Origin of the sequence: Gordonia sp. UBA7860, assembly GCF_002500165.1 — a bacterium.
GTDB lineage: Bacteria > Actinomycetota > Actinomycetes > Mycobacteriales > Mycobacteriaceae > Gordonia > Gordonia sputi.
The window spans coordinates 14,126-37,010 of the sequence record NZ_DLSO01000143.1 but is presented as its reverse complement, the minus strand read 5'-3'; the positions used below and the strand labels follow the sequence as shown (position 1 = coordinate 37,010).

Annotated in this window: 19 protein-coding genes; 11 read left to right on the top strand and 8 right to left on the bottom strand. The window is 64.7% G+C overall.

Going from position 1 to position 22,885, the window contains the following annotated elements:
- The first annotated feature begins 294 nt into the window (after window positions 1-294).
- From B3T59_RS17705 to B3T59_RS17675, 7 genes are all read left to right on the top strand, one after another.
- Window positions 295-780 (top strand): hypothetical protein, encoded by a 486-nt coding sequence (locus tag B3T59_RS17705; protein ID WP_156529287.1) that lies wholly within the window; start codon window positions 295-297, stop codon window positions 778-780.
- 22 nt (window positions 781-802) lie between these two features.
- Entirely contained in the window at window positions 803-2,056 is a 1,254-nt protein-coding gene (locus tag B3T59_RS17700; RefSeq protein WP_287004544.1) for an acyl-CoA thioester hydrolase/BAAT C-terminal domain-containing protein, read from the top strand.
- Window positions 2,057-2,292: 236 nt separating this feature from the next.
- Window positions 2,293-2,940 carry an ABC transporter permease gene (locus B3T59_RS17695; RefSeq protein ID WP_049699759.1) on the top strand — a complete coding sequence of 216 codons (648 nt, stop codon included), beginning with the start codon at window positions 2,293-2,295 and terminating at the stop codon, window positions 2,938-2,940.
- Window positions 2,937-4,223, top strand: coding sequence for an ABC transporter ATP-binding protein (locus tag B3T59_RS17690; RefSeq protein WP_049699760.1), 1,287 nt, complete (start codon window positions 2,937-2,939; stop codon window positions 4,221-4,223). The genes B3T59_RS17695 and B3T59_RS17690 overlap by 4 nt, the downstream gene beginning before the upstream one ends.
- On the top strand, window positions 4,220-4,960 hold the full coding sequence (locus tag B3T59_RS17685) for an ABC transporter permease (protein ID WP_005207242.1): 741 nt from the start codon (window positions 4,220-4,222) through the stop codon (window positions 4,958-4,960). The genes B3T59_RS17690 and B3T59_RS17685 overlap by 4 nt, the downstream gene beginning before the upstream one ends.
- Window positions 4,957-5,952 (top strand): glycine betaine ABC transporter substrate-binding protein, encoded by a 996-nt coding sequence (locus B3T59_RS17680; RefSeq protein ID WP_005207241.1) that lies wholly within the window; start codon window positions 4,957-4,959, stop codon window positions 5,950-5,952. Before B3T59_RS17685 ends, B3T59_RS17680 begins: the two co-directional genes overlap by 4 nt.
- A 134-nt stretch (window positions 5,953-6,086) precedes the next feature.
- Entirely contained in the window at window positions 6,087-6,971 is an 885-nt protein-coding gene (locus B3T59_RS17675; RefSeq protein WP_051993936.1) for an AurF N-oxygenase family protein, read from the top strand.
- Window positions 6,972-6,977: 6 nt separating this feature from the next.
- Here the strand turns inward: B3T59_RS17675 and B3T59_RS17670 are convergent, their stop codons facing one another.
- On the bottom strand, window positions 6,978-7,673 hold the full coding sequence (locus tag B3T59_RS17670) for a TetR/AcrR family transcriptional regulator (RefSeq protein ID WP_005207239.1): 696 nt from the start codon (window positions 7,671-7,673) through the stop codon (window positions 6,978-6,980).
- Between the two features lie 101 nt (window positions 7,674-7,774).
- On the opposite strand from B3T59_RS17670, the gene B3T59_RS17665 reads away from it, so the two are divergent.
- Window positions 7,775-9,292, top strand: coding sequence for a DHA2 family efflux MFS transporter permease subunit (locus tag B3T59_RS17665; protein ID WP_005207238.1), 1,518 nt, complete (start codon window positions 7,775-7,777; stop codon window positions 9,290-9,292).
- Between the two features lie 963 nt (window positions 9,293-10,255).
- On the opposite strand, the gene msrA is transcribed toward B3T59_RS17665, so the two are convergent.
- Entirely contained in the window at window positions 10,256-10,810 is a 555-nt protein-coding gene (msrA, locus tag B3T59_RS17660) for a peptide-methionine (S)-S-oxide reductase MsrA (RefSeq protein WP_005207237.1), read from the bottom strand.
- Window positions 10,807-11,289: a peptide-methionine (R)-S-oxide reductase MsrB gene (gene msrB / locus B3T59_RS17655; protein ID WP_005207236.1), complete on the bottom strand. Its 483-nt coding sequence runs from the start codon at window positions 11,287-11,289 to the stop codon at window positions 10,807-10,809. The genes msrA and msrB overlap by 4 nt, the downstream gene beginning before the upstream one ends.
- Before the next feature lie 147 nt (window positions 11,290-11,436).
- On the opposite strand from msrB, the gene B3T59_RS17650 reads away from it, so the two are divergent.
- Complete coding sequence (locus B3T59_RS17650) at window positions 11,437-11,787, top strand: UBP-type zinc finger domain-containing protein (RefSeq protein WP_005207235.1); 351 nt, start codon at window positions 11,437-11,439, stop codon at window positions 11,785-11,787.
- A 21-nt stretch (window positions 11,788-11,808) separates the two neighbouring features.
- On the opposite strand, the gene B3T59_RS17645 is transcribed toward B3T59_RS17650, so the two are convergent.
- The 5 genes from B3T59_RS17645 to B3T59_RS17625 form a co-directional block, all read right to left on the bottom strand.
- Window positions 11,809-14,487, bottom strand: a complete 2,679-nt coding sequence (locus tag B3T59_RS17645; protein WP_251723078.1) for a dipeptide ABC transporter ATP-binding protein — start codon at window positions 14,485-14,487, stop codon at window positions 11,809-11,811.
- Window positions 14,484-15,449 (bottom strand): ABC transporter permease, encoded by a 966-nt coding sequence (locus tag B3T59_RS17640; RefSeq protein WP_064863801.1) that lies wholly within the window; start codon window positions 15,447-15,449, stop codon window positions 14,484-14,486. Before B3T59_RS17640 ends, B3T59_RS17645 begins: the two co-directional genes overlap by 4 nt.
- Window positions 15,446-17,059: an ABC transporter substrate-binding protein gene (locus B3T59_RS17635; RefSeq protein WP_251723077.1), complete on the bottom strand. Its 1,614-nt coding sequence runs from the start codon at window positions 17,057-17,059 to the stop codon at window positions 15,446-15,448. Before B3T59_RS17635 ends, B3T59_RS17640 begins: the two co-directional genes overlap by 4 nt.
- 242 nt (window positions 17,060-17,301) lie before the next feature.
- The gene (locus B3T59_RS17630) at window positions 17,302-18,000 is read right to left on the bottom strand and encodes a YceI family protein (RefSeq protein ID WP_064903818.1); all 699 of its coding nucleotides are present in this window, start codon (window positions 17,998-18,000) and stop codon (window positions 17,302-17,304) included.
- 156 nt (window positions 18,001-18,156) lie between these two features.
- Window positions 18,157-19,779 carry a PucR family transcriptional regulator gene (locus B3T59_RS17625; protein WP_005207230.1) on the bottom strand — a complete coding sequence of 541 codons (1,623 nt, stop codon included), beginning with the start codon at window positions 19,777-19,779 and terminating at the stop codon, window positions 18,157-18,159.
- Window positions 19,780-19,946: 167 nt separating this feature from the next.
- Here B3T59_RS17625 and B3T59_RS17620 point away from each other — a divergent pair, with 167 nt between their 5' ends.
- Window positions 19,947-21,440, top strand: coding sequence for a CoA-acylating methylmalonate-semialdehyde dehydrogenase (locus B3T59_RS17620; protein ID WP_267625826.1), 1,494 nt, complete (start codon window positions 19,947-19,949; stop codon window positions 21,438-21,440).
- Window positions 21,441-21,472: 32 nt separating this feature from the next.
- Window positions 21,473-22,852 carry an aspartate aminotransferase family protein gene (locus tag B3T59_RS17615; RefSeq protein ID WP_287004538.1) on the top strand — a complete coding sequence of 460 codons (1,380 nt, stop codon included), beginning with the start codon at window positions 21,473-21,475 and terminating at the stop codon, window positions 22,850-22,852.
- Window positions 22,853-22,885 lie beyond the last annotated feature (33 nt).

Sequence of the window (22,885 nt, the reverse complement as noted above, 5' to 3'; positions counted from 1 at the left end):
TCCCACGCGGCAGGACCCGAGAAGACGCACCCAGCTCACCGGAGGATGTGTCGTATCGAAGGAAGTGGGCGCTGCAGCACACACATCCTTCGATACGACGCACATTCACCTTATAAAGATGCGCAATCCACCTATTCTCGTCGGTTTAGACGTACTCACCTCTTCCGCGGTTGTAAACCCCCCATATTTCGGACTTATGCCGAGAGTGCGGATTTCCTACGGTCAGATACATCGCCCGTAGAGAGTCACGTATCCAGCGCGTGGCAACGGACGACGAGAGACGAAGGATGGACCATGAGACCTCACAGAAGCTTGCTCCAGGTACTCGGCATGTCGATCGCCGTGACCGCGATGATCCTCGGCCTGACAACGGCCACCGCCGCGAAGAGCGAGGCCACGCCTCTCCCGCAGGGCGGTTCAAGTGCCGTCCTGGTGATCACCAACAACACCGGTATGCCGTTGACCCTGAAGCAATTCCCCGATACCAGCGTCGGTGCGGGTAGTTCGATGGACTTCCGATGGATCGATGCGCCACCCGCCTCGCTCGGCATGGGCAGAACGGCCGTCGTACGCGCCTGGACGTCGAACCCTCTGGCCATGGGCGTCACTGTCACCTATACCTACACCTACCGCTCCGCCGTGGTGAATTACACAGCCTCCCTGCGCCACACTCTCGGATTCACCGATATCTCCGGCAGTAAAGCCTCCCCCGGTGAATCCGTGAGGGCCACCCTGATCCGTCCCGCTCCGAGAATGTTCGCCACCTACGTGTTGTCGTGAATCGCACCCGAGTCTGATCCTCATGCGAATCAGTGTTGACACGGCGGACGGACTCGTCGACTCGCTCATCGAGTTCAACGTGTTCGACACACCAGCGGAGAAGGTCGAACTCGTCGTCGATGGTGTAGACGCCGCGGGATTGCACTGGCGGTCCCGCGGCACTCATCGGCTTGGCGACGACGGGCGGATAGACCTCACCGATCCAGACCTACCGTGGTGGGACATGCGGCTCGTCGACAACCCGAACTGCCCGGATATTTTCGAATCCTGCGACGGCACATTGGATTTCACTGTCTCGGTATCCGACGGTACGTCCAGCGACAAGGCCACGGTCCCTCGTACGTGGGGACGCGAGCACACGGTGGAACAGCGACGAGGCGACGGATGGCAGCTACAGATCTACCGTCCGGAGTCAGCTGACTACCCTCTGCCGGGAATCGTCGTGCTCCCCGGGACGATGGTCACCAGGTCGGTGACAGCGATGGCCGCGCTGCTCGCCGCTCACGGCTATGTCGCGGCGGTCCTCTTCTACACTCAGCGCCCGGGGTTGCCCGATTCGTTCAGCAGAATTGCCACGGAGAACATCGCCGCGGGCATCGAATGCTTCGCCGCTCTGCCCTACGTCGACGAGGACATGATCGCGCTCCACGCGTCGTCGGTAGGTGTGCAGACAGCACTGACGACGATGGTGACAATGGGGACCCCCGCTCGCGCAGTCGTCGCGGTGGCTCCCAGCCACGTCGTGTTCCAGGCACTCCGCCGCGACGGCCCTCCCGAGAAGGTCTCTGCCCTCACCCACGGCGGCGTCGACCTGCCGTATGTCCCCGTGCGCAGTGAGCGTCTACTCGGACAACTCGCCATGAATCTCTTGCGCCGCAAAATCTCTCACGGACGCTCGTCGATGGCGATGTCGACCCACGCCGCGTACGCCGCGGGTCTGCGGGATCATTCGGCTGTGCGGGCCGCGACCATCGCCGTGGAGAAGATCGGGTGCCCGATATTGGTCGCCGCAGGCACCGACGACCAGTGCTATCCCGCTGCGGACATGGCACAAGAGATAGTTCGACGCCGCAGCGACGAGCACGCCACCCACGCAGCCGACGACGAACTGCTGATCTATCCCGGGGTGGGCCACTTCATCCGTCCGCCCGCGATTCCCACGACGGTCACCCGGTCAGCCTCGCTGATCGGGGGCGGCGAGCCGCGCCATATCGCGGCGGCACAGCGGGACTGTTGGACGCGGACACTGGCTTTCCTGCACCAACACCTGACCTGATCACCTCGCGCCGCATTCGGATGGTGCGACACATTTCGACCCTTTTACTCACCGTGATCAAAACGTGACACTGAGGTCCGGCGATTGCCCTCAGGGACGTCGGCGCCGGTCAGCGGGCCAGCATGCTCGCTTGTCAGGTGTACACGCCGACACGGAATTGCGGGAATCACCCAAGAGTCGCGGTTGCTTTGTAGGCTGAATTCTCTCTGAACGCTCACCACGACGAGGGGATAGCTGTGGGCAGTTTGTGGAACTATATCCACGCACACGCCGCGAACCTGACGTTCCTCACCTATCAGCACGCATCTCTGGCATTTCAGACGGTTCTCGTCGGCACCGTGGTCGCGATCATCGTCGCGGTGCTCGTGTACCGACGCCCGTTGGGGTCGGCGCTCACGCTGACGTCGAGTCGCGTGGCGCTGACGATCCCCTCGCTCGCGCTTCTCGCCCTGCTGATCGTCCCGTTCGGTCTCGGCGTCGTGCCGTCGTTCATCATGCTGGCGTTCTTCGCCGCGCTCCCCGTGATCGGCAATGCGATCGTCGGGCTGCGTTCGGTGCCGGCAAGCGTGATCGAGTCAGCTCAGGGAATCGGATTGTCCCGCTGGCGAATTCTGCTGAGCGTCGAGTTGCCGATCGCGTGGCCGGTGATCCTGACCGGGATTCGCGTCTCGACCCAGATGATCGTCGGAGTCGCCGCGATCGTCGCCTACGTCCTCGGACCCGGCCTCGGATCGTTGATCTTCAACGGGTTGTCTCGCCTCGGTGGCGCTAATGCACTCCAAATGGCGCTCACCGGAACCATTCTCATCGTCTTGATCGCTCTGGTCTTCGACGCCCTGCTCGTTCTCCTCGGCCGCTTCACCATCTCCAAAGGACTGTCATGACCGACGTAGCCAACACGCCGGCCCCCGGGGCCGGTAGCGCATCCGGGGCAACGGTGACCGGTGCCCCCATCCGACTCGACGGCGTCGAGAAACGATTCCGGGGGCAAGACCAGCCCGCCGTGGGACACCTCGACCTCGACATCGAGGCGGGCCATATCGTCGCCTTCGTCGGCCCATCGGGTTGCGGTAAGACGACGACCCTCAAGATGATCAACCGGCTGATCGAACCGTCCGACGGCAGGATCTTCATCGACGAGCGCGACGTCACCAAGGAGAATCCCGACAAACTCCGACAGTCCATCGGCTACGTGATCCAATCGGGCGGCCTCTTCCCGCACTGGACCGTCGAGAAGAACATCGGAGCCATCCCCCGGGTACTCGGCTGGGACAAGAAGCGGATCGCCGAGCGCACCGAGTACCTACTCGATCTCGTCGGCCTCGATCCCGCGCAGTTCGCCACTCGACTCCCCAAGGACATGTCGGGCGGTCAGCAGCAGCGTGTCGGCGTCGCACGTGCCCTCGCCGCCGATCCGCCGGTCCTCCTCATGGATGAGCCGTTCGGCGCGGTCGACCCGATCACGCGAGTCCGGTTGCAGGACAGCCTGATCGCCATCCAACACGAGCTCGGCAAGACCATCGTGATCGTGACGCACGACTTCGAGGAGGCCACCAAGCTCGGCGACAAGGTGCTGATCCTGTCGCAGGGGGCTCACGTCGAGCAGTACGCGGCGCCCGAGGAGATTCTGGCCAACCCCGCCTCACCCTTCGTCGAAGAGTTCATCGGGTCGGGGGCGACGCTTGCGCAGCTAACGCTGTCGCGCGTGCGCGACGTCGAACAAGACTCGGTGATCACCGCGCGCGTCGGCGAGGGTTCCGGAGAGGTGATCACGCGCGCACGGGCCGCGGGGCAGAGTTGGGTGGTCGTCGTCGACAAGCACGACCGCCCGCGTGCATGGCCGTCGCTGGATGAGGTTGCCTCCAAGCCGGAGGTCTCCGACTACCTCGATCCGCGGCTGCCCGTCGTAGCCGAATCGTCGACGCTCAACGACGCCCTCGACACCATGCTCGCGGCCAGCCAGGGCGGCACGCTGGTGACAGATCGTCACGGCGCCGTCGTCGGCATGCTCACCATCGCCTCGGTCATGGACATCATCCGTACGCAACTTTCCGAAGCCCGCCCCGACGAGGACGACGGCTCGTACGAAAGTCACACCGAGGGAACCGCCCCCACCGAGACGCCGGTGATCGCTGCCGACGACCCCGAGCAGAACGCGGGCGCATGAAACAACGATTCCGCAACCTCCCGATCGACGTGTGGTTCGAGCCACTCGTCTTCATCGTGCTGGCCGTCGGATATTTCAGTTGGTATGCGACGACGACATTCACCGAGACCGAGCAGGCGTCGCTGGGCTGGTCGACTCTGCAGTCCACCATCATCGACCACATCGAGCTCACTCTCGTCGCGGCCATCGTCGTCATCGTCATCGCAATTCCCTTGGGAATCCTGTTGACCCGGCCGTCGATGCGATGGCTCTCGCCGATCGCGGTGAACATCGCGAACATCGGTCAAGCTGCGCCCGCCGTCGGACTGCTGGTGTTGTTCACATTCTGGCTCGGCACCGGATTCCGTACTGCCGTCATCGGTTTGGTCGTGTACGCGGTCCTGCCTATCCTGCAGAACACGATCGTCGGGTTGCGCCAGGTCGACCAACGCACCATCGAGGCGTCGCGCGGTATCGGATACTCGGCGGCGCGCACGCTCGTGCAGGTCGAACTCCCGCTGGCCGTGCCCGTCATCCTCAACGGTGTCCGCACCGCCCTGGTGATCCTGGTCGGCACGGCCACCCTGAGTACCTTCATCGGCGCGACGAGCCTCGGCACGCTGATCACCACCGGCGTCACGCTCTTCTTGCCCAAGCTGTTGATCTCGGGCGCGATACTCGTCGCTCTGCTCGCCATGATCATCGACTGGCTCGGCCGGGTCTTCGAACTGGTCGCTACACCGAAGGGCGTCGCATGAGCGCCACGCGAGCACGACTCGCCACCGTCGCAACACTTCTCGTCGTCGCCGTCATCGGCCTTGCGGGATGTGGTCTGGTCAGTTCGTCGGGCACCTTCAAGCAGGCGTCGCTTCCCGACGGTTCCCGACCGCTCGACGGAGCCAAGCTCACCGTCACGTCGAAGAGCTTCACCGAGGGCGTCATCCTCGGCAAGATCACCGCCACGTACCTCGCGGCGGCAGGTGCCGACGTCACCGACCTCACCGGCGCCCCCGGTTCGGCGTCGTCTCGACAGGCGCAACTCAACGGCGACGCCGACATCCTCTGGGAGTACACCGGAACCGGATGGGTGAACTACCACAACGAGACCGAGACCATCTCCGATCCGAAGGAACTCTGGCAGAAGGTCCACGACATCGAACTCAAGGAGAACCAGCTCGTCTGGCTCCCTCCCGCCAACTTCAACGACACCTACGCGTTCGCGGCATCGACGCCCACGGCGAAACGCCTTGGCGTGAAGTCTCTTTCGGACGTCGCCAAGCTTCCCGTCGCTGATCGCACCTTCTGCGTCGACGACGAATTCTTCTCCCGCCCAGATGGCTTCAAGCCGATGCTGGAGAAGTACGGCATGCCGCTCGACGGCCCGAACGGGGTTCCACTCGGCAACGTGACGCGCATGGACGCCGGCGTCGTCTACACGTCGACGGCCAAGAGCTCGCCGTGCAACTTCGGCATGGTCTACACCACCGACGGCCGGATCAAGAACCTCGACCTCGCCGTCCTCGAGGACGACAAGAAGTTCTTCCTGCCCTACAGCGGAACCGCCGTCGTTCGCGAGGACGTCATGAAGCGCTACCCGCAACTCAACGAGCTACTCGGAACCATCTCCGAGCGTCTCACCGACAACGTCATGCAGGAACTCAACGGCCGCGTCGACATCGACGGCGAAGACCCTGCCGACGTCGCATACGACTGGCTGCTCAGCGAGAAATTGATCGTCCCCAAGGACTAGTTGCCACTGCGCGTTCAGCGTCGCCTCTCCTCTTTGCCATTCATGGATGTTACGGTTACATTATCCAATGGCATTGACACCAGGAGGCGCACGTGTCGGTTGAGGTCGTCGACGGGTCAGCACCGCAAGTCAGCATGCTCGATCGCGGAACCGATGAGGTGTCGGCGCGGCTCGTCGATTCGTCGGCACGCTCGTCGCGCAACGCTCTGGTCGAGATCGACTGGGACGCTCCGATGGACCCGACGCTCTACGGCTGCAGCCCCGAGTGGTCGACGCTCTACGGCACCTCCTACTGGGTGGAGATGACCGAGGAGCAGCGCGTGCGGCTCACCAGACACGAGACGGCGTCGGTGATGTCGATCGGGATCTGGTTCGAGATGCTGTTGCAGCAGTTGGTACTCCGCGATCAGTACCTCGCCGACCGGCATCGTCCCGAGTACTGGTTCGCCATGACCGAGATCGCCGACGAATGCAGGCACTCGCTGATGTTCGCGAAGGCGTCGCAGAAACTCGCCGGGACGTCGTACGTGCCGCACCCTCGAATCGGCAAGGGAGCCAAGTTCTTTGCGGCCACCACCGGGGGCGAGATCGCGTACGGGGGCATCCTCGCCGCCGAGGAGATCCTCGACGTGTTCCAGCGCGGCTGCACCAGCGACGAACGCGTACTGCCGTTTGTCCGCACCGTGAACGAGATCCACGTGCTCGAGGAATCACGCCATATGCGCTTCGCACGCGAGCAGATCCGGGAGTCGATGGCCCATGTCGGCCGGGTGCGTCGCCAAGCCAGCGCGTACTACACGGCCGTGGCGGCGTCGTTCATCTTCACCAGCCTCGTGCGACCGCAGGCCTACGCCGACGCGGGACTCGACAAGTACCGCGCGGTCTCGGAGATGCGACGCAATCACCACTTCCAGGCGATGGTTCGTACCAGTTGCTCGCACCTGATGGGTTTCCTCGACGAGGTCGGGCTGCTGACACCCGCGGCAGCATCGGTCTACCGCAAGGTGCACATGCTCTGACCGACGTCAGGTCGACGCACCGCCACCGCGTCGGAACGCGATGCGGCAGGCCTGCACCTCGTGGATCTGCTCCTCGGTCAGTGCCGGGGTCCGCAGCGGCTCCGACGGAGGGGCGGCGTGGATGGCGTCGAGCAGTAGCTGGAGGTAGCGCTTCCACGCTCCGGGGACCGTCGCCTCGGTGATATCCGCGTACGACGACACCATCGAGAAGATGGAGAAGATGTCCGTCTCGACGACGTCCTCGCGCAGCACACCGGCGGCGTGTGCCCGATCGAAGACCTCGCCCATCCGCTTCGTCATGCGCGCCTTCACCGTCGCGATCGCGGGATCGGTGTGGTCGATCTGCATGATGATCGCGGCCAGCCCACGATCCTCGGCCATTGCCGTGCAGACCGTCGAGACCATCGTCACCACCGACGCCCACGGGTCGCTGTCCGCCGCGAGGACCCCCTCGGTCTGCTCTGCCACTTCCTCCAGATGCGCCGCGAATACGCCGACGATCAGCTCGTCGCGGTTGGCGAATCGTCGATAAACAGTACCCACACCCACACCGGCCGCTGCGGCGACGTCGTCGAGTGAGACGTCGAGGCCACGCTCGGCAAACAGCTTGTGAGCAGCGGCGATGATCCGACGTCGATTGCGCTCGGCGTCGGCGCGCAGGGGTCGTCCGGTCGGTGCGGCCGAACTCTGTTGTGTGGTCATCGTCACATTCTCTCAACCGGAGGAATCATCTCCGGATTCGCTTCGTTGCCACCCTCGTAAACGGAGGAGTCTTCTCCACTATTCCGCCACTTGGAGGACTGATGACCACAACCTACGACACTGCCGACGGATTGTCGGCGAACGGGGAGTCTCGGGAGGAACGACACCATCGCCTTCGGTGGGTCGTGCTCGGCGTACTCGGCCTCGCACAGTTGATGGTGGTGCTCGACGCGACCATCGTGAACATCGCACTCCCGCACGCGCAGGAGTCACTCGGATTCGGCGACGCCGATCGGCAATGGATCGTCACCGCATACTCGCTGGCGTTCGGCAGCCTGCTGCTCCTCGGTGGCCGACTGTCGGATCTGCTCGGCCGTAAGACCACCTTCATCGTCGGCCTCGTCGGATTCGCCGTGATGTCCGCGATCGGTGGCGCCGCGGTCAATTTCGACATGCTCGTCGTCGCCCGCGCAGGCCAGGGTGTCTTCGGCGCACTGCTCGCGCCCGCAGCACTGTCGCTGCTCACCACCACATTCACCGACCCCGCCGAGCGCGGTAAGGCCTTCGGCATCTTCGGTGCCATCGCAGGCGGTGGCGGTGCGCTCGGACTCCTCCTCGGCGGCATGCTCACCGAGTGGGCCGACTGGCGCTGGTGCCTCTACGTGAACCTCGTGATCGCCGCGATCGCGCTCATCGGCGCGGTGCTGTTCATCGGCGCGCACAAGACCGAACACCGTCCCAAGCTCGACCTTCCCGGTGTGATCACGGTGTCGATCGCGCTGTTCTCGATCGTCTACGGCTTCTCCAACGCCGAGACCAACGGGTGGGCCGACTGGGCCACCATCACCTGGCTGGTCGTCGGAGCCGTGTTGCTCGCCGCATTCGTGTGGTGGCAGTCGCGCACCCCGCATGCCCTGCTGCCCCTGCGCGTGATTCTTGATCGCACTCGTGGCGGCTCATACCTCGCGGTGTTCATCGTCGGCATCGGAATGTTCGGCATCTTCCTGTTCCTCACCTACTACCTGCAGGTGAATCTGCACTTCAGCCCGATCCAGACCGGCTTGGCATTCCTGCCGATGATCGGCATGCTGATCGTCACCGCAACGACGTCGACGGGTGTTCTACTGCCCCGCTTCGGACCGCGCTGGCTGATGGCGGGCGGCATGCTGATCGCCGCAGTGGGAATGGTGCTGCTGACGCAACTGACGGACACCAGCACGTACGCGGCTCACGTCCTGCCCGCACTGTTGATCATGGGCGTCGGGCTCGGCGCGTCGATGGCCCCGGCCATGCAGGGCGCGGTGTCGGGCGTGCTGCCCGAAGACGCGGGCGTGGCGTCGGCAACCGTCAACACCATGCAGCAGGTGGGTGGCTCGGTGGGCACCGCGCTGCTCAGCACGATCGCGGCGAGCGCCGCGGCGTCGTATGCGATGTCGCACGCAGGCCAGGTTGCGAATCCCGCTGCGCTGCAACAGCTTGCAGCGGTGCACTCGTACACGACCGCCTTCTGGGTCGCGGCCGCAGTGTTCGCCGCGGGCGCGGTGATCTCCGCGCTGCTCGTCCCGAACGGCAAACTCCCCGTCACCGAGGGCGACGAAGCGCCCGCGATGGCGCACTGAGTCGTCGTAGCGCCGCTGCGGCTGTGAACGAACGCGGCCCGGCCACCGAGTTTCTCGGCGGCCGGGCCGTGCCCGTTGCCGCGCCCGGTCCACCCCACCCCCGTCGGCAGAAAGTCGGGGAAGAGTTCGATTCCCTACTCTCTGCGCCGCCGGGGCGAAGGTTCCGCGGAATTTTGCGCCGCCGGGCGGACCTTCCGCGGGATTCTGCGGGCTGGCCGTCGAGTTCGCTGTCGAATCAGGTCATCGGTCGACGCCGCGGTCCTCGCCGCGCCCGGTCCAGACCCACCGCCCCACCCCGCCGGCAGAAACTAGGGGAAGAGTTCTTTCCTCGGGGTTTTTACCTTTCCCCCAGACACAACACGGGGAAACGTACACAACCCACGGAAAGAATCCTTCCCCCACTCTCTGCGCCGCCCGACCACCCTTCCCCCACTTCCTACAGCGCCCGACGGTCCTTCCGCGAGATTCTGCAGCGCCCGACGGCCCTTCCGCGAGATTCTGCAGGGCCGGTCCACATTTCCCCGACTTTCCGCGGCGACCGACGTTCCTTCCGCAGGACTCTGCTGACCCGGACGTCGGCATCGCCGTCGAATCAGAACATCGGTCGACGCCGCACGACTCTCGACGCCGAGGCGCGCCCGGTCCACCACACCCCGCTCGCGGAAACTCGGGGAAGAGTTCTTTCCGCGGGGTTTTTGCCTTTTCCCCAGACACAACACGGGGAAACGTACACAACCCACGGAAAGAACTCTTCCCCTACTTTCTGCGCCGCCCGACGGCCCTTCCGCGAGATTCTGCGGCCCCGATCACCTTCCCCTACTTCCTGCGCCGCCCGACCACCCTTCCCCCACTTCCTACAGCGCCCGACGGTCCTTCCGCGACATTCTGCGGCCCCGCTGACCGCAAACGGCCCGGCCACCGAGCATTCGGTGACCGGGCCGTTCCCCGTCGGGGCAGATCAAATCAGGCGTGCGCCTCGTCGCGGTGCGGGAGCACCCAGTCCGGCCGGGGCCAGTGGCAGGTGTACCCGTTGGGGTAGCGCACCAGGTAGTCCTGGTGCTCGGGCTCGGCCTCCCAGAACGGGCCAGCCGGCTCGATCGTGGTGACCGCCCGCCCCGGCCAGAGGCCCGAGGCGTCGACGTCGGCGATGGTGTCCCGCGCGACGCGCTCCTGCTCGGGCGTCACGGGGAAGATCGCCGACCGGTAGCTGCTGCCAACGTCGTTGCCCTGCCGGTTCTTCGTCGTCGGATCGTGGATCTGGAAGAAGAACGCGAGGATGTCGCGGTAGGTCGTCTGCGTCGGATCGAAGACGATCTCCACGGCCTCGGCGTGCCCGGGATGATTTCGGTAGGTCGGGTGGTCGTTGCTGCCGCCGGTGTAGCCGACGCGCGTCGAGAGCACGCCGGGCTGGCGTCGAATCAGATCCTCGACGCCCCAGAAGCAGCCTCCCGCGAGCACCGCGGTCTCGGTGCCGGGCTGCTCGGTGATGCGGCCGTCGTCGTTGCTTCCACTGGTCATGATGCGTTCTCCTGCGTGGTGTCGGAACTATCGGTGGTCTCGAACAGGCGGCGGTACTCGCCGTAACCCTGCTCGTCGAGCTCGGCCACGGGGATGAACCGCAGCGACGCCGAGTTCATGCAGTACCTCTTGCCGCCTTCTGATCGCGGTCCGTCGTCGAAGAGATGGCCGAGATGGCTGTCGGCGTACGCCGAGCGGACCTCGGTTCGCTTCATCCACAGCGATCGGTCGGTGCGCGTCGAGACCGCGTCGTCGCTGATCGGGCGAGTGAAACTCGGCCATCCGGTGCCGCTGTCGTACTTGTCGAGCGAGCTGAACAGGGGCGCTCCGGAGACCACGTCGACATAGATGCCTGGCTCGTGGTTGTCCCAGTAGGCATTGTGGAACGCTGGCTCGGTGCCGTCCTCCTGGGTCACTCGGTACTGGTCCGCGGTGAGGGCCGCCAGTGCCTGTGGGTTCTTGCGGTAGTCGTGGGACATTGATCCTCCTTCTGATCACCGCTGGCTGCGATGTCATCTACTCCAACAGCAGCCGCGTCGGATTTGGTCCCGACGGTTCTGAGAGTCATGTGAGAGTCGAGTCGCGTGAGGGTCGAACTCGTCTCCACCCGAGCGTAGCGTCGGATTATGGCTGAGAACCTGATCGATCCCACAGTCCCGCCGTCGGGCACCGGCTGCGTTGAATGCCTCAACGCCGCCGACGGCTGGTGGTTTCATCTTCGACGCTGCGCCGCCTGCGGCCACGTCGGATGTTGCGACTCCTCCCCCGGCCAACACGCCTCGCATCACGCCGACGACACGGGGCACCCGTACATCCAGAGCTTCGAACCCGGCGAGGACTGGTTCTGGAGCTTCCCGGACTCGGCCATGGCCAGCGGCCCGGAGCTGGCTCCGCCGACGAGCCATCCCGACGACCAGACCGCACCCGGTCCGGCCGACCGCGTGCCGTCGAATTGGCAGCAACTGCTGCACGGTTGACGGCCGCTCGTCTCCCGGCGTTCAGGCCCGGGCAGGCGTCTCCGGCGGGATGGCGGCCAGCAGCTTCCGGGTGTAGTCACTCTCGGGGTGATGCAGGATCTTCGACGCCGGGCCCGTCTCGACGACCCGGCCCTTCTCCATCACGGCCACCGTGTCGCTGATCTGTTCGACGACGGCGAGGTCGTGTGCGATGAACAGGTACGTCAGCCCGCGCTCGCGCTGAAGTTCGGCGAGCAGATCGAGAACCGACGCCTGGACCGTCACGTCGAGCGAGGCCGTCGACTCGTCGAGGATCAGTAGCTCGGGGTCGGACGCGAGTGCGCGGGCGAGGCAGACACGTTGCCGCTGACCGCCGGAGAGTTCGTGCGGGTAGCGGTCGAGGAACGAATTGTCCAGACTGACGTCGTCGAGCAATTGCGTTGCGCGACTCCGCAATGCGTCCTTCCCTGACACCAGATTGTGCGCGCGTAGCGCCTCACCGATCGACGAGACGACAGTCATCCGTGGGTCGAGCGACGCGCCTGGGTCCTGGAACACCATGGCAACCCGTCGACGCAGCGCCTTCTGCTCGGCCCCGTGGACGCCGATGGCGTCGATCTCCTTGTCCTCCACAGTGATTCGTGCGCTGCCACGAACCACCGTGCCGTGGCCGGTCGTGGTCAACCCGGTGAGGACGCCTGCGATCGTCGATTTGCCCGATCCCGATTCGCCGACGATGCCGAGTGTCGTTCCGCGCGCGACGTCGAGGGTGACGTCGCTGACCGCGTGCACCACATCGCGACCGCTCGAGGTGCGTACCGCGAACCGCACGTCCAGGTCGGAGATGCTGACGAGCGGTGTTGTGGTGGAAGCTTTTTCAGACTCGAGGTCGGTGTCGCCACGATCGTCGACCTTCGACAACAGCGGACGCGACGCCAACAGCTCGCGCGTGTATTCGTGCTGCGGATGGGCGAATATCTCTGCGACGTCGCCGGTTTCGACGACCTCACCCTGTCGAAGGACGACGACGCGGTCGGCGATCCGTCCGATCACTCCGAGATCGTGGCTGATCCACACCACCGCCATGCCACGCTCGCGTTGGAGCCGCGCGACGAGGTCGATGATCTGGGCCTGCGTCGTGACGTCGAGCGCGGTGGTCGCCTCGTCGGCGACGAGGACGTCGGGATCACAGGAGAGCGCGATCGCGATCATCACGCGTTGTCGTTGACCGCCGGACAGTTGGTGCGGGTAGGCACGCAGACGACTCTCGGGGTCGGGGAGGTTGACGTCGGTCAGCAACTGCACCGCGCGCTCGCGCGCTTGTGCGTGGCTCAATCCGAGATGCCGACGCGTACCCTCGGTGAGTTGTTGTTCGATGGTGAGCAACGGATTCAGGCTCGACGACGGATCCTGGAACACGAATCCCACGCGGGCCCCGTGGAGCGACTGCAGAACCGCCCGCGAGGCGCCGATGACCTGTGTGCCACCGAGTGTCGACGAGCCGTCGACGTACGAGCTCGGTGCGTGGAACAGCCCAGTCGCCGACAGCACCGACAGCGACTTACCCGAACCGCTCTCGCCGACGATGCCGAGCGTTTCGCCCTTGGCCACGGCAAAGTCGATGCCGTGCACGATCTCCCGTGGACCGACGCCGACGACGAGCTGCGAGACGGAGAACACCGGGTCGGTCCGCCCCTGGTCGTCATCGTGCGCCACGGTGTCCGACGTTGCCTGTGCCGCTTCGGGAGTCGCTGTCTTCGGAGTGTGTGTGGCGGGGCGTCGACCCGCTTTACCCCGGTTCCGCAACAGAGTTCGTTGCCGAGGGTCGAGGACGTCGCGCACGCCGTCGCCGAGCAGGTTGAAGGCGAATACGGTCACGAGGATCGCCAGGCCCGGGAACACGCCCATCCACCAGGCGGTGGTGAGGAAGCCCTGGGCGTCGTACAGCATGCGCCCCCAGGAGGGTTCGGGTGGTTGCACTCCGAGTCCGAGGAACGACAGGGCCGCCTCCGACAGGATCGCGAAGGCCAACGAGATCGACGTCTGCACCACGACGGGACCCGAGATATTCGGCAGCACATGGCCGAACAGGATGCGGGGCGTCGACACCCCCATCGTCCGGGCGGCCTGCACGAACTGTGTTTCGCGGACGCGCAGGGTGTCGGCGCGTGCGACGCGGGCGAAGATCGGGATGTAGACGATGCCGATGGCGATGGTCGCCGACGTGACGCCCGGGCCGAGGATCGCGACGATCGCCAAGGCCAGCAACATCACCGGGAATGAGAAGACGACGTCGATCACCCGCATCAGCACGGTGTCAGTGATTCCGCCCGCGAACCCCGACACCATGCCGATGATCACGCCCGCGACCAACGAGATCGCCACGGCGATCACAGCGACACGCATACTCACCGCCGCCGCGAGGACCACCCGCGAGAACACGTCGCGGCCGAGGTCGTCGGTGCCGAACAGGTGCGAGAAATTGGGCGCCTGCAGCGCATTCGGCACGTCGATGTCGTTGGCGCCGTACGGGCCGATGAACGAACCGAAGATCGCCAGGATGACCATCACCAGGATGACGACGATGCCGACCACCGACGCCTTGTTGCGCAGCAGAAGTCGCCACGCCGAGTCGGTGCTGCCGGAACCTGTGGAGGTGGGTTCGCCTGCGTCGTCGAGCGCGGTCTGTGCGGTGCGTTCTGGCTCGGGTAGCTCGCTCATGACAACCGAATCCTCGGATCGATGACGGCGTAGAGGATGTCCACGATCAGATTGATGATGAGGAAGATCGCTGCGATGAGCAGGATCGCACCCTGCAGCATCGGATAGTCGCGTGCGGCAACGGAGTCGTAGACGAGTCGTCCCAGTCCTGGCCAGGCGAAGACCACTTCGACGACGATCACGCCGCCGAGCAGGCCCGCGAGCTGGATACCCGAGATGGTGAGCACCGGGACCAACGCGTTGCGGCCGATGTGCGACACCATGATTCGTCTGCGGCTGAGCCCCTTGGACTCCGCGGTGGTGACGTACGGTGCGTTGGCCACCTCGAGGACGGCCGCACGTACGTAGCGAGTCATGATGGCGCCTGTGACGACGCCGACGGTGATCGCCGGCAGCACCAGGTGCGATATCCACGGCACGAATCCGTCTGCGAGCGAACGATATCCCGATGACGGCAGCCAGCCGAGGTACGTCGAAAACAATGCGATGAGCAGAATGCCCATCCAGAAGTCGGGCACCGAGATGCCGAACTGCGACACGACGCGAATCGTGTTGTCCGCAGCGCGACCCTCGCGCAGCGCCGCCCACGTACCGAACGGAATCGCGATCACCAGCGCGACGAGAATGGCCGCGACCGCAAGTGCGATCGTCGCGGGCAATCGGTCCATCAGCATGTGCGTGACCGGTTCGTTGTTGCGGAAGCTGACGCCAAGGTCTCCGGTCGCAGCGTTGCCGATGTAGTGGACGAGTTGGGTGAACAACGGCTGATCGAGCCCCGACGCACTGCGCAGTGCCGCATAGGATTCGGGCGTGTAGCGGGTGCCCAGCGCGATCTTGACCGGATCACCGGGCACGATCTGCATCAGGAAGAACACCGCGATCGTCACGCCGATCAGCACGAGGACGGTATAGAGCAGTCGGATCAGTATGAACCTGATGAGCGGCCAACCGAAGTCGCTCATGACGCACCTCCCCTCTCGAGTCGGGCGTTGCGGAATCGGACGGCTTTGTCGGCTCGTACGGTGTAGTCGCGCACCGACTTCGAGAACGCCTGCGTGGCAGACGGATTGTAGAGATAGAGGTAGCTGACGTCGTCGGCGATTCGCGACGAGACGTCGGCGTAGATCTGCTTGCGACGACCGACGTCGAGTTCAGTACGTCCGGCGTCGAGGAGCCGATCGACCTCCGGATTGGAGTACTTCTGCGAGTTCGACGTTCCGCCCGAATGATGCTGCGCGTAGTAGAAATCGTCGGGGTCGATGTTGCCGAGCCAGCCCATCAGCAACGAGTCGAATTGCCCGGCGGATTGGCGGTCGAGCCAGACACCGAAGTCGAGTTGCTCGATGGTGACCTTGATTCCGGCGTCGGCGAGATTCGACGCGATGACCTGTGCCGCAGTAACGGTTTCGGGATATTCGGTAGAGACCATCAGACCCATCGACAACGACGAATGCCCGGCGTCACGGAGCAGCGACCGCGACTTGTTCACCGCGGCAGCCCTATCGAGACCGGCGGTAAATCGGTCATAGGGTGTGAACCACGGGCTGGTCTTGGGAATCGCCAGTTGATTCGGTGTCGCCGTGCCGTATCCGACGACCTGCGCGATGGATGTGCGGTCGATCGCGTAGGCCACCGCCTGCCGCACGCGTCGGTCGTCGAACGGCTTGCGTGCGAAGTTCATTGCGACGTACCAGTAATCGTTGGCGGTCACGGTCCCGACGTTGATCTCGTCGTCGCTGTCGAGGATGCGCAGCTGCTGCGCGGGGATGGCGTCGGTCCAGTCGACCTCGCCAGACCGCAGCGACGAGACGGCCGTCGTCCCCTGGGAGATGAAACTGAAGGCCACGCCGTCGACATGCGGTCCACCCGACCAGTGCCCAGGGTTGGCTTTGAGCACGATCGACGTTGCCGGCGAACGTGATTCGAACGAGAACGGCCCGGTGCCGATGGGACGGGTGAGGATCTGCCCCGACTCGACGTTGCGCTTGTTGACAATCGCGAGACCCTTGAAACCGCCAATACTGCTGAGCAGGTTAGGACTCGGCGTGCGCGTGGTGATCACGACGTGCGCATCGTCGGGTGCCGTGATGGTGGCGACGTTGTCGAATCGCCAGGAAGCCGAAAGCTCACCGTCGATGATCCGCCGATAAGAGTAGACGACGTCGGATGCGGTCAACGGCTCACCGTCGTGCCACCGAACGTTCGGGCGCAGCGTGAAAACGTATTGCGTCTCTTCGGGATTGACCTGCCAGCTCTGCGCGAGCGCGGGGACCATCTCGAGCTTTTCGTTGGGTTCGACGAGAGTATCGAAGACGTTCTCGAGCACCTCGAAGGAGAAGTACGCGGAGGTTTTGTGTGGATCGAGTTGATCGGGCTCACCCGCGATCGCTGCCCGAATCGTGTTGGCAGAACCTGCTAATCCCGACCCCGAGCCGGGCGAGCAGGCGCTCAGCACGGACGCTCCGAACACACCCACGCCTGCAGCGGCGCTCAGAGTGAAGAATCGACGACGGTTCAGCGGGATAGATGAGACCGACGGAGATGACCTGCACTGCTGGCGCTCGTCGGTCATCCGATCGCGATCCCTCCCGCGCCGCGGCGACGCTGTGGTCCGTGTTGGAGTCTGCCGCGCTTACCGAATGTTCGCAAGCGTAAGGGGCGCCCCCGCGTGTCCGACGCCCCGCTGGTCGAGCTTGTCGAGACCGCTCCCGCGCAGGCATGTGGTTTCGACTCGGCTGCTCGCTGCGCTCGCGGCCGGCTCAACCAGCGGAAAGGGTCGAGCGCCCCGCTGGTCGAGCCTGTCGAGACCACCGCTCACTTCTTCTCGAGGTTCACCAGGAACTCGATGCTGCCGGTCTTCTCCACCTCGACGAAGCCCAGTGACGGTGGGGTGACGCCGAAGTCGGTCCACGTGACGGGTATCGATCCCTGCACGATCACAGATGCCCCGGATCGCTGGATATTCAGGGTCGTGGTTACTGACTTGGTCACACCCTTGATGGTGATATCGCCGGTTGCCTGGACGGCCTGCGGCTGGCCAGATTCGGGGACAGACGAAATATCCACCGGCTGAGTCAATTTCCACGTCGCGGTCGGATACTTCTCGGTGTCCATGATCGACTCACCGCGGAACCGGTTGTCGCGCATCGATTCCGGACTGGTGATGGACGCGACGTCGACCGTGATGTCGGCGTTCTCCAACTTCGACGACGCCACCGTCGCCGTGCCGGTCACAGATGTCGTGCGGCCGTTCACCGTGACGGGTTGCCCACGTAGCGTCTCGTCGACTCGATATCCGGCCTGCGTTCGGGTCGCGTCGGCGGAGGGTCCCGGCACGATCGTCCATGCGCCGTCGACGCTCTCCGACGCCGCCTGCGTCGACGTCGGGAGCTTGAGTTCCTCGTCCGCGTCGCCCGCAATCCACTTGGAGTACGCCCACGGACCTGCCGCGACGACGACAATTATCAGCGCGACCAGCGTTCCGAGCCCCCACCACAGGTAGCGTCGCTTCATCGCGCAACCTCCTCGATCGTGGAGGCGTAGTTCGGGTCGGTGATCGTCTCTGGAGGTGTCATAAGGCTTACCTCACCACCGTTTTCTTATGATCACCTGAAAATTCGGACATAGTTACATTGCAAAACGGACCGCAGTCCGGAACGCTTCTTGCGGCTAAGTACTTGCCACACCCTGTGATCGCCCGTCGAGAATGAGCAGAGCAACGTGCAGCGAGGTGACCGACTCGCCGTCGGAGAGATCGACGCCGAGTATTTGTTCGATGCGAGAGAGCTTGGCGTACAACGACGGTCGGCTCATGTGAAGGTGTGACGCGAGTGCCGACTTGTTGCCGACGTGCTGAAGGTAGCCGCGCAGCACGTCGAGCAGATCTCCCCCGTTGTTGATGTCGTCGAGCACCAGGTCGCGCAGTTCCGATTCGGCGAACCGCTGCAACCGAGGATCGTCGCGTAGCAGCGAAATCAATCCTCGAATTCCGATGTCCTGCACTCCGAAGACGACACGCTCCGACGTCGGCATCCCGCCCGCGACCTCGGCCACCTGTGACGCCTGCAGCAACGTGTGGATCGTCGACATCACCTGCCGACCGGGCGCACCCAGGCCAAGAACCGCACCTGCGTGGCCAACCGTTCGCTCGACGTCGCGACGAGTCGCAGCCGCGAGAGCGTCGAGTGCGTGTTGGCGCGACCTGCCACGTGGCGTCGTCAACGCGAGCACCACCAGGACCTCTCCCGCGTCGCGCGCAGAGAAGAGTGCACTGTGTCCCTGAGCCCCGACAACCCGCACCACGACGTCGAGCAACTGCGCGGTGCGTCGTCGTGTGGCGATCGGATCGTCACTCGCCGGCCAGCCGGGCACTCGCACCGAGATCGGCACGTACTCGTTGGATTCGCGCAGTCCGAGGGCGAATGCCCGTGCCGCAACCTCACCCTCGTCTCGAATGCGTTCTTGCAGAACGTCGTCGACGAGTCCTGCCTGAGCCTGCCGCTCGATGTCGAGGCGGCCACGCTCGGCCATCCGATGCATCACGAGCGCCTGCGCGGCCCGCTCGAGCACCATCGCCGTTCGCTGCTGGTCAGCCTGCGATTCGGGAACGATCAGCCTGGCCCAGTGGTCGTCGCCGCGACCAACGTCGACGATCGTCCATAGCGCTTGTCCCGGAAGATCATTCGACGCGACATCAGAGGCGTGCAGTCGCGAACGGCGTTCCCAGTCATGAAGTAGCGATGCCGCCGACGCTCCGGCCGACGCCACCGCGTGATGTTGCAGGTTCTCCAACACGACGGGTGAATCAAGCAGCGCTGCAACGCTGTTCGTGATCTCCGCTGGCGAAGCACGACGCATGGTGAGTTGCGTGAACGTCTCGTGAGTGCGGTGCGCGAACTCGACGGCGGCGTACTGTTCGGCAACCAGGGTGCGGTGGACCTGTTCGGTCACCTCGACGAACTTGATCTCCCGGCGCAACACCACGGCGGTCAAGCCCAACTCGACGGCCACCGGTCCGATCTCCGGCGGTATCGGGAACGAATCGTCGAACTCAGCGATCACCCCGAGTGCGCCCGCGCGAGCGAGGTTCTCGAGGTAGCGTCGCGGATCACGCCGCAACGCTTCGCCGGTGGTCAGGACTAGTTCTCCGCCCTCGAGCAGGTGCCCGAGATCGCCGAGGTCGCTGACGTGCATCCACCTCACCGTGCGCTCCGCGCCGGCTGTGCTCAACACGTCGGGGAGCCCGGCACGGATCACAGGCAGATCGATGACGTCGCCGACAGTGAGAGTCATCGGAATCTCACCTACGGGACTTTACGAGGTGTAAGACGTGTTCGAATTTCACTGACAGAGTGTAGCGCGCCACACCGCCGGTTCTACCTCAGACTGGAAGGTACTCGTACGACGACTCTGCCCACAGTGGGTCGCGTGCCAAATTCCGTTCTTGTGGAGGAGTTCTGATGACAGCGATCGTGCAGCACTGGTGTGACGGCAAGGCGTTCGCCGGGGATTCGTCGGCGACGGCGCCCGTGACCAACCCGGCAACCGGCGTCGTGACCGCGAATGTCGCCCTGGCGTCGGTCGAGGATGCGCGCACGGTCATCGCCGCCGCAGCCGACGCGTTCCCCGAATGGCGCGACACGTCACTGGCCAAGCGCACCGCGGTCCTCTTCCGCTTCCGCGAACTACTCAACGAGCGCAAAGAAGAGCTGGCAGCGATCATCACCGCCGAACACGGCAAGGTGCTCTCCGACGCACTCGGCGAAATTAGCCGCGGCCAGGAGGTCGTCGAATTCGCCTGCGGCATACCGCATCTCCTCAAGGGCGGCTACACCGAGAACGCCTCGACCAACGTCGACATCCACTCCGTACACCAGCCACTCGGGCCTGTCGCCATCATCAGCCCGTTCAACTTCCCCGCCATGGTCCCCATGTGGTTTTTCCCCATCGCCATCGCCGCAGGCAACACCGTCGTCGTCAAGCCGTCGGAAAAGGACCCGAGCGCATCGATCTGGCTCGCCGAACTCTGGAAAGAAGCAGGCCTGCCCGACGGCGTCTTCAACGTCCTGCAGGGCGACAAGACCGCCGTCGACGAACTACTGACCAACAAGAGCATCAAGGCCGTCAGCTTCGTCGGCTCCACCCCCATCGCCCAGTACGTCTACGCCACCGGAACCGCCAACGGTAAACGCGTCCAGGCGCTCGGCGGCGCGAAGAACCACGCGATCATCCTGCCCGACGCCGACCTCGACCTCGCCGCAAACGCCATGGTCAACGCAGGATTCGGCTCCGCAGGCGAACGCTGCATGGCCATCAGCGTCGCCGTCGCCGTCGGAGACATCGCCGACGACCTCGTCGCCAAGATCACCGAACGCGCCACCACCATCGTCACCGGCGACGGCACCACCAACGCCGACATGGGACCCCTGGTCACCAAAGCCCACCGCGACAAGGTCGCCGGCTACGTCGACGCAGGCGAAAAGGCCGGAGCCACCGTCGTTCTCGACGGCCGCACGGTCGAGGCCGACGGCGGAGCGGACGGCTTCTGGCTCGGCCCAACGCTTTTCGACAACGTCACCCCCGACATGAGCATCTACACCGACGAAATCTTCGGACCCGTCCTGTCTGTCGTCCGCGTCGACACCTACGACGAAGCGCTCGACCTGATCAACAACAACCCATACGGCAACGGCACCGCCATCTTCACCAACGACGGCGGCGCAGCCCGACGCTTCGGCAACGAAGTCGAGGTCGGCATGGTCGGCATCAACGTCCCCATCCCCGTGCCCATGGCCTACTACAGCTTCGGCGGCTGGAAGGCCTCCCTCTTCGGCGACAGCCACGCCCACGGCACCGAGGGAATACACTTCTTCACACGCACCAAAGCCATCACCACCCGCTGGCTCGACCCCAGCCACGGCGGAATCAACCTCGGATTCCCCCAGAACGCCTGAGCTTCACCGAGTACCGAAACGGATTGCCGCATATGACCATTCAATCTGAACGCACGACGCCCGCCATCGATCTCGACGCAGCGAAGCGTGCCTATGAGCTCGATCGCAAGCACGTCTTCCACTCGTGGTCGGCGCAGGCGAAGCTCAAGCCGATGACGATCACCGCCACCGACGGGTGCTACGTGTGGGACGGCGAGGGCAATCGCCTTCTCGACTTCTCGTCGCAGATGGTCAACACCAACATCGGCCATCAGCACCCCAAGGTCGTCGCCGCAATCGCGGAGCAGGCCGCCAAGTTGTGTACCGTCGCGCCGGCACATGTCAACGATGCGCGCTCGGAGGCCGCACGACTCATCGCCGAACGCACTCCCGGTGAGTTGAATCAGGTCTTCTTCACCAACGGCGGCGCCGACGCCAACGAGCACGCGGTTCGCATGGCCCGCTTGCACACGGGTCGTCGAAAAGTGTTGTCGCGCTACCGCTCTTATCACGGAGGCACCGACACCGCGGTGAATCTGACGGGCGATCCTCGACGCTGGCCGAACGACTACGGCGACGCTGGCGTCGTGCACTTCTTCGGGCCGTTCCTCTACCGGTCGCGGTTTCATGCGACCACGCAGGAGCAGGAGTGTGAACGCGCTCTCGACCACCTGGAAGAGACCATCCGCATGGAAGGTCCATCGCAGATCGCGGCGATCATCCTGGAGACCATTCCCGGCACCGCAGGCATCATGATTCCGCCGCCCGGCTACCTGCGCGGGGTGCGGGAGATCTGCGACCGGTACGGCATCGTCTTCATCGCCGACGAGGTGATGGCCGGTTTCGGACGCTCCGGCAAGTGGTTCTCGATCGAGCACGGCGACGACGAGCAGGGTCCCATCGTCCCCGACCTGCTGACCTTCGCCAAGGGCGTCAACTCGGGCTACGTCCCACTCGGCGGTGTCGCGATAAGTCCGCACATCGCAGCAACTTTCGCCGAGACCCCGTACCCCGGCGGGCTGACCTACTCGGGTCACCCGCTCGCGACCGCGGCCGCTGTCGCGACGATCAACGCGATGGCCGACGAGGGAATGGTCGAGAATGCCGCACGCGTCGGCGCCGAGGTGATCGGTCCCGAGCTCGAGCGGATCGCAGCGCGGCATCCCAGCGTCGGCGAGGTACGTGGCGCAGGTGTCTTCTGGGCCGTCGAATTGGTCAAGGACTCAGAGACTCGCGAGCCACTCGCCCCCTACGGCGCTAGCAGCGATGCCATGAACAAGGTGATCGCAGCGTGCAAGTCGAGTGGAATGCTGCCGTTCGCGAACTTCAACCGCATCCACGTCTGCCCGCCATGCACCATCTCCGACGACGAGGCCCGCGAAGGACTCGCGATCCTCGACGCCGCACTGGAGGTCGCCGACGCTGCGTTGTGAGAGGCACCCCGGCGCGACGAAGCCCGGTTCCGA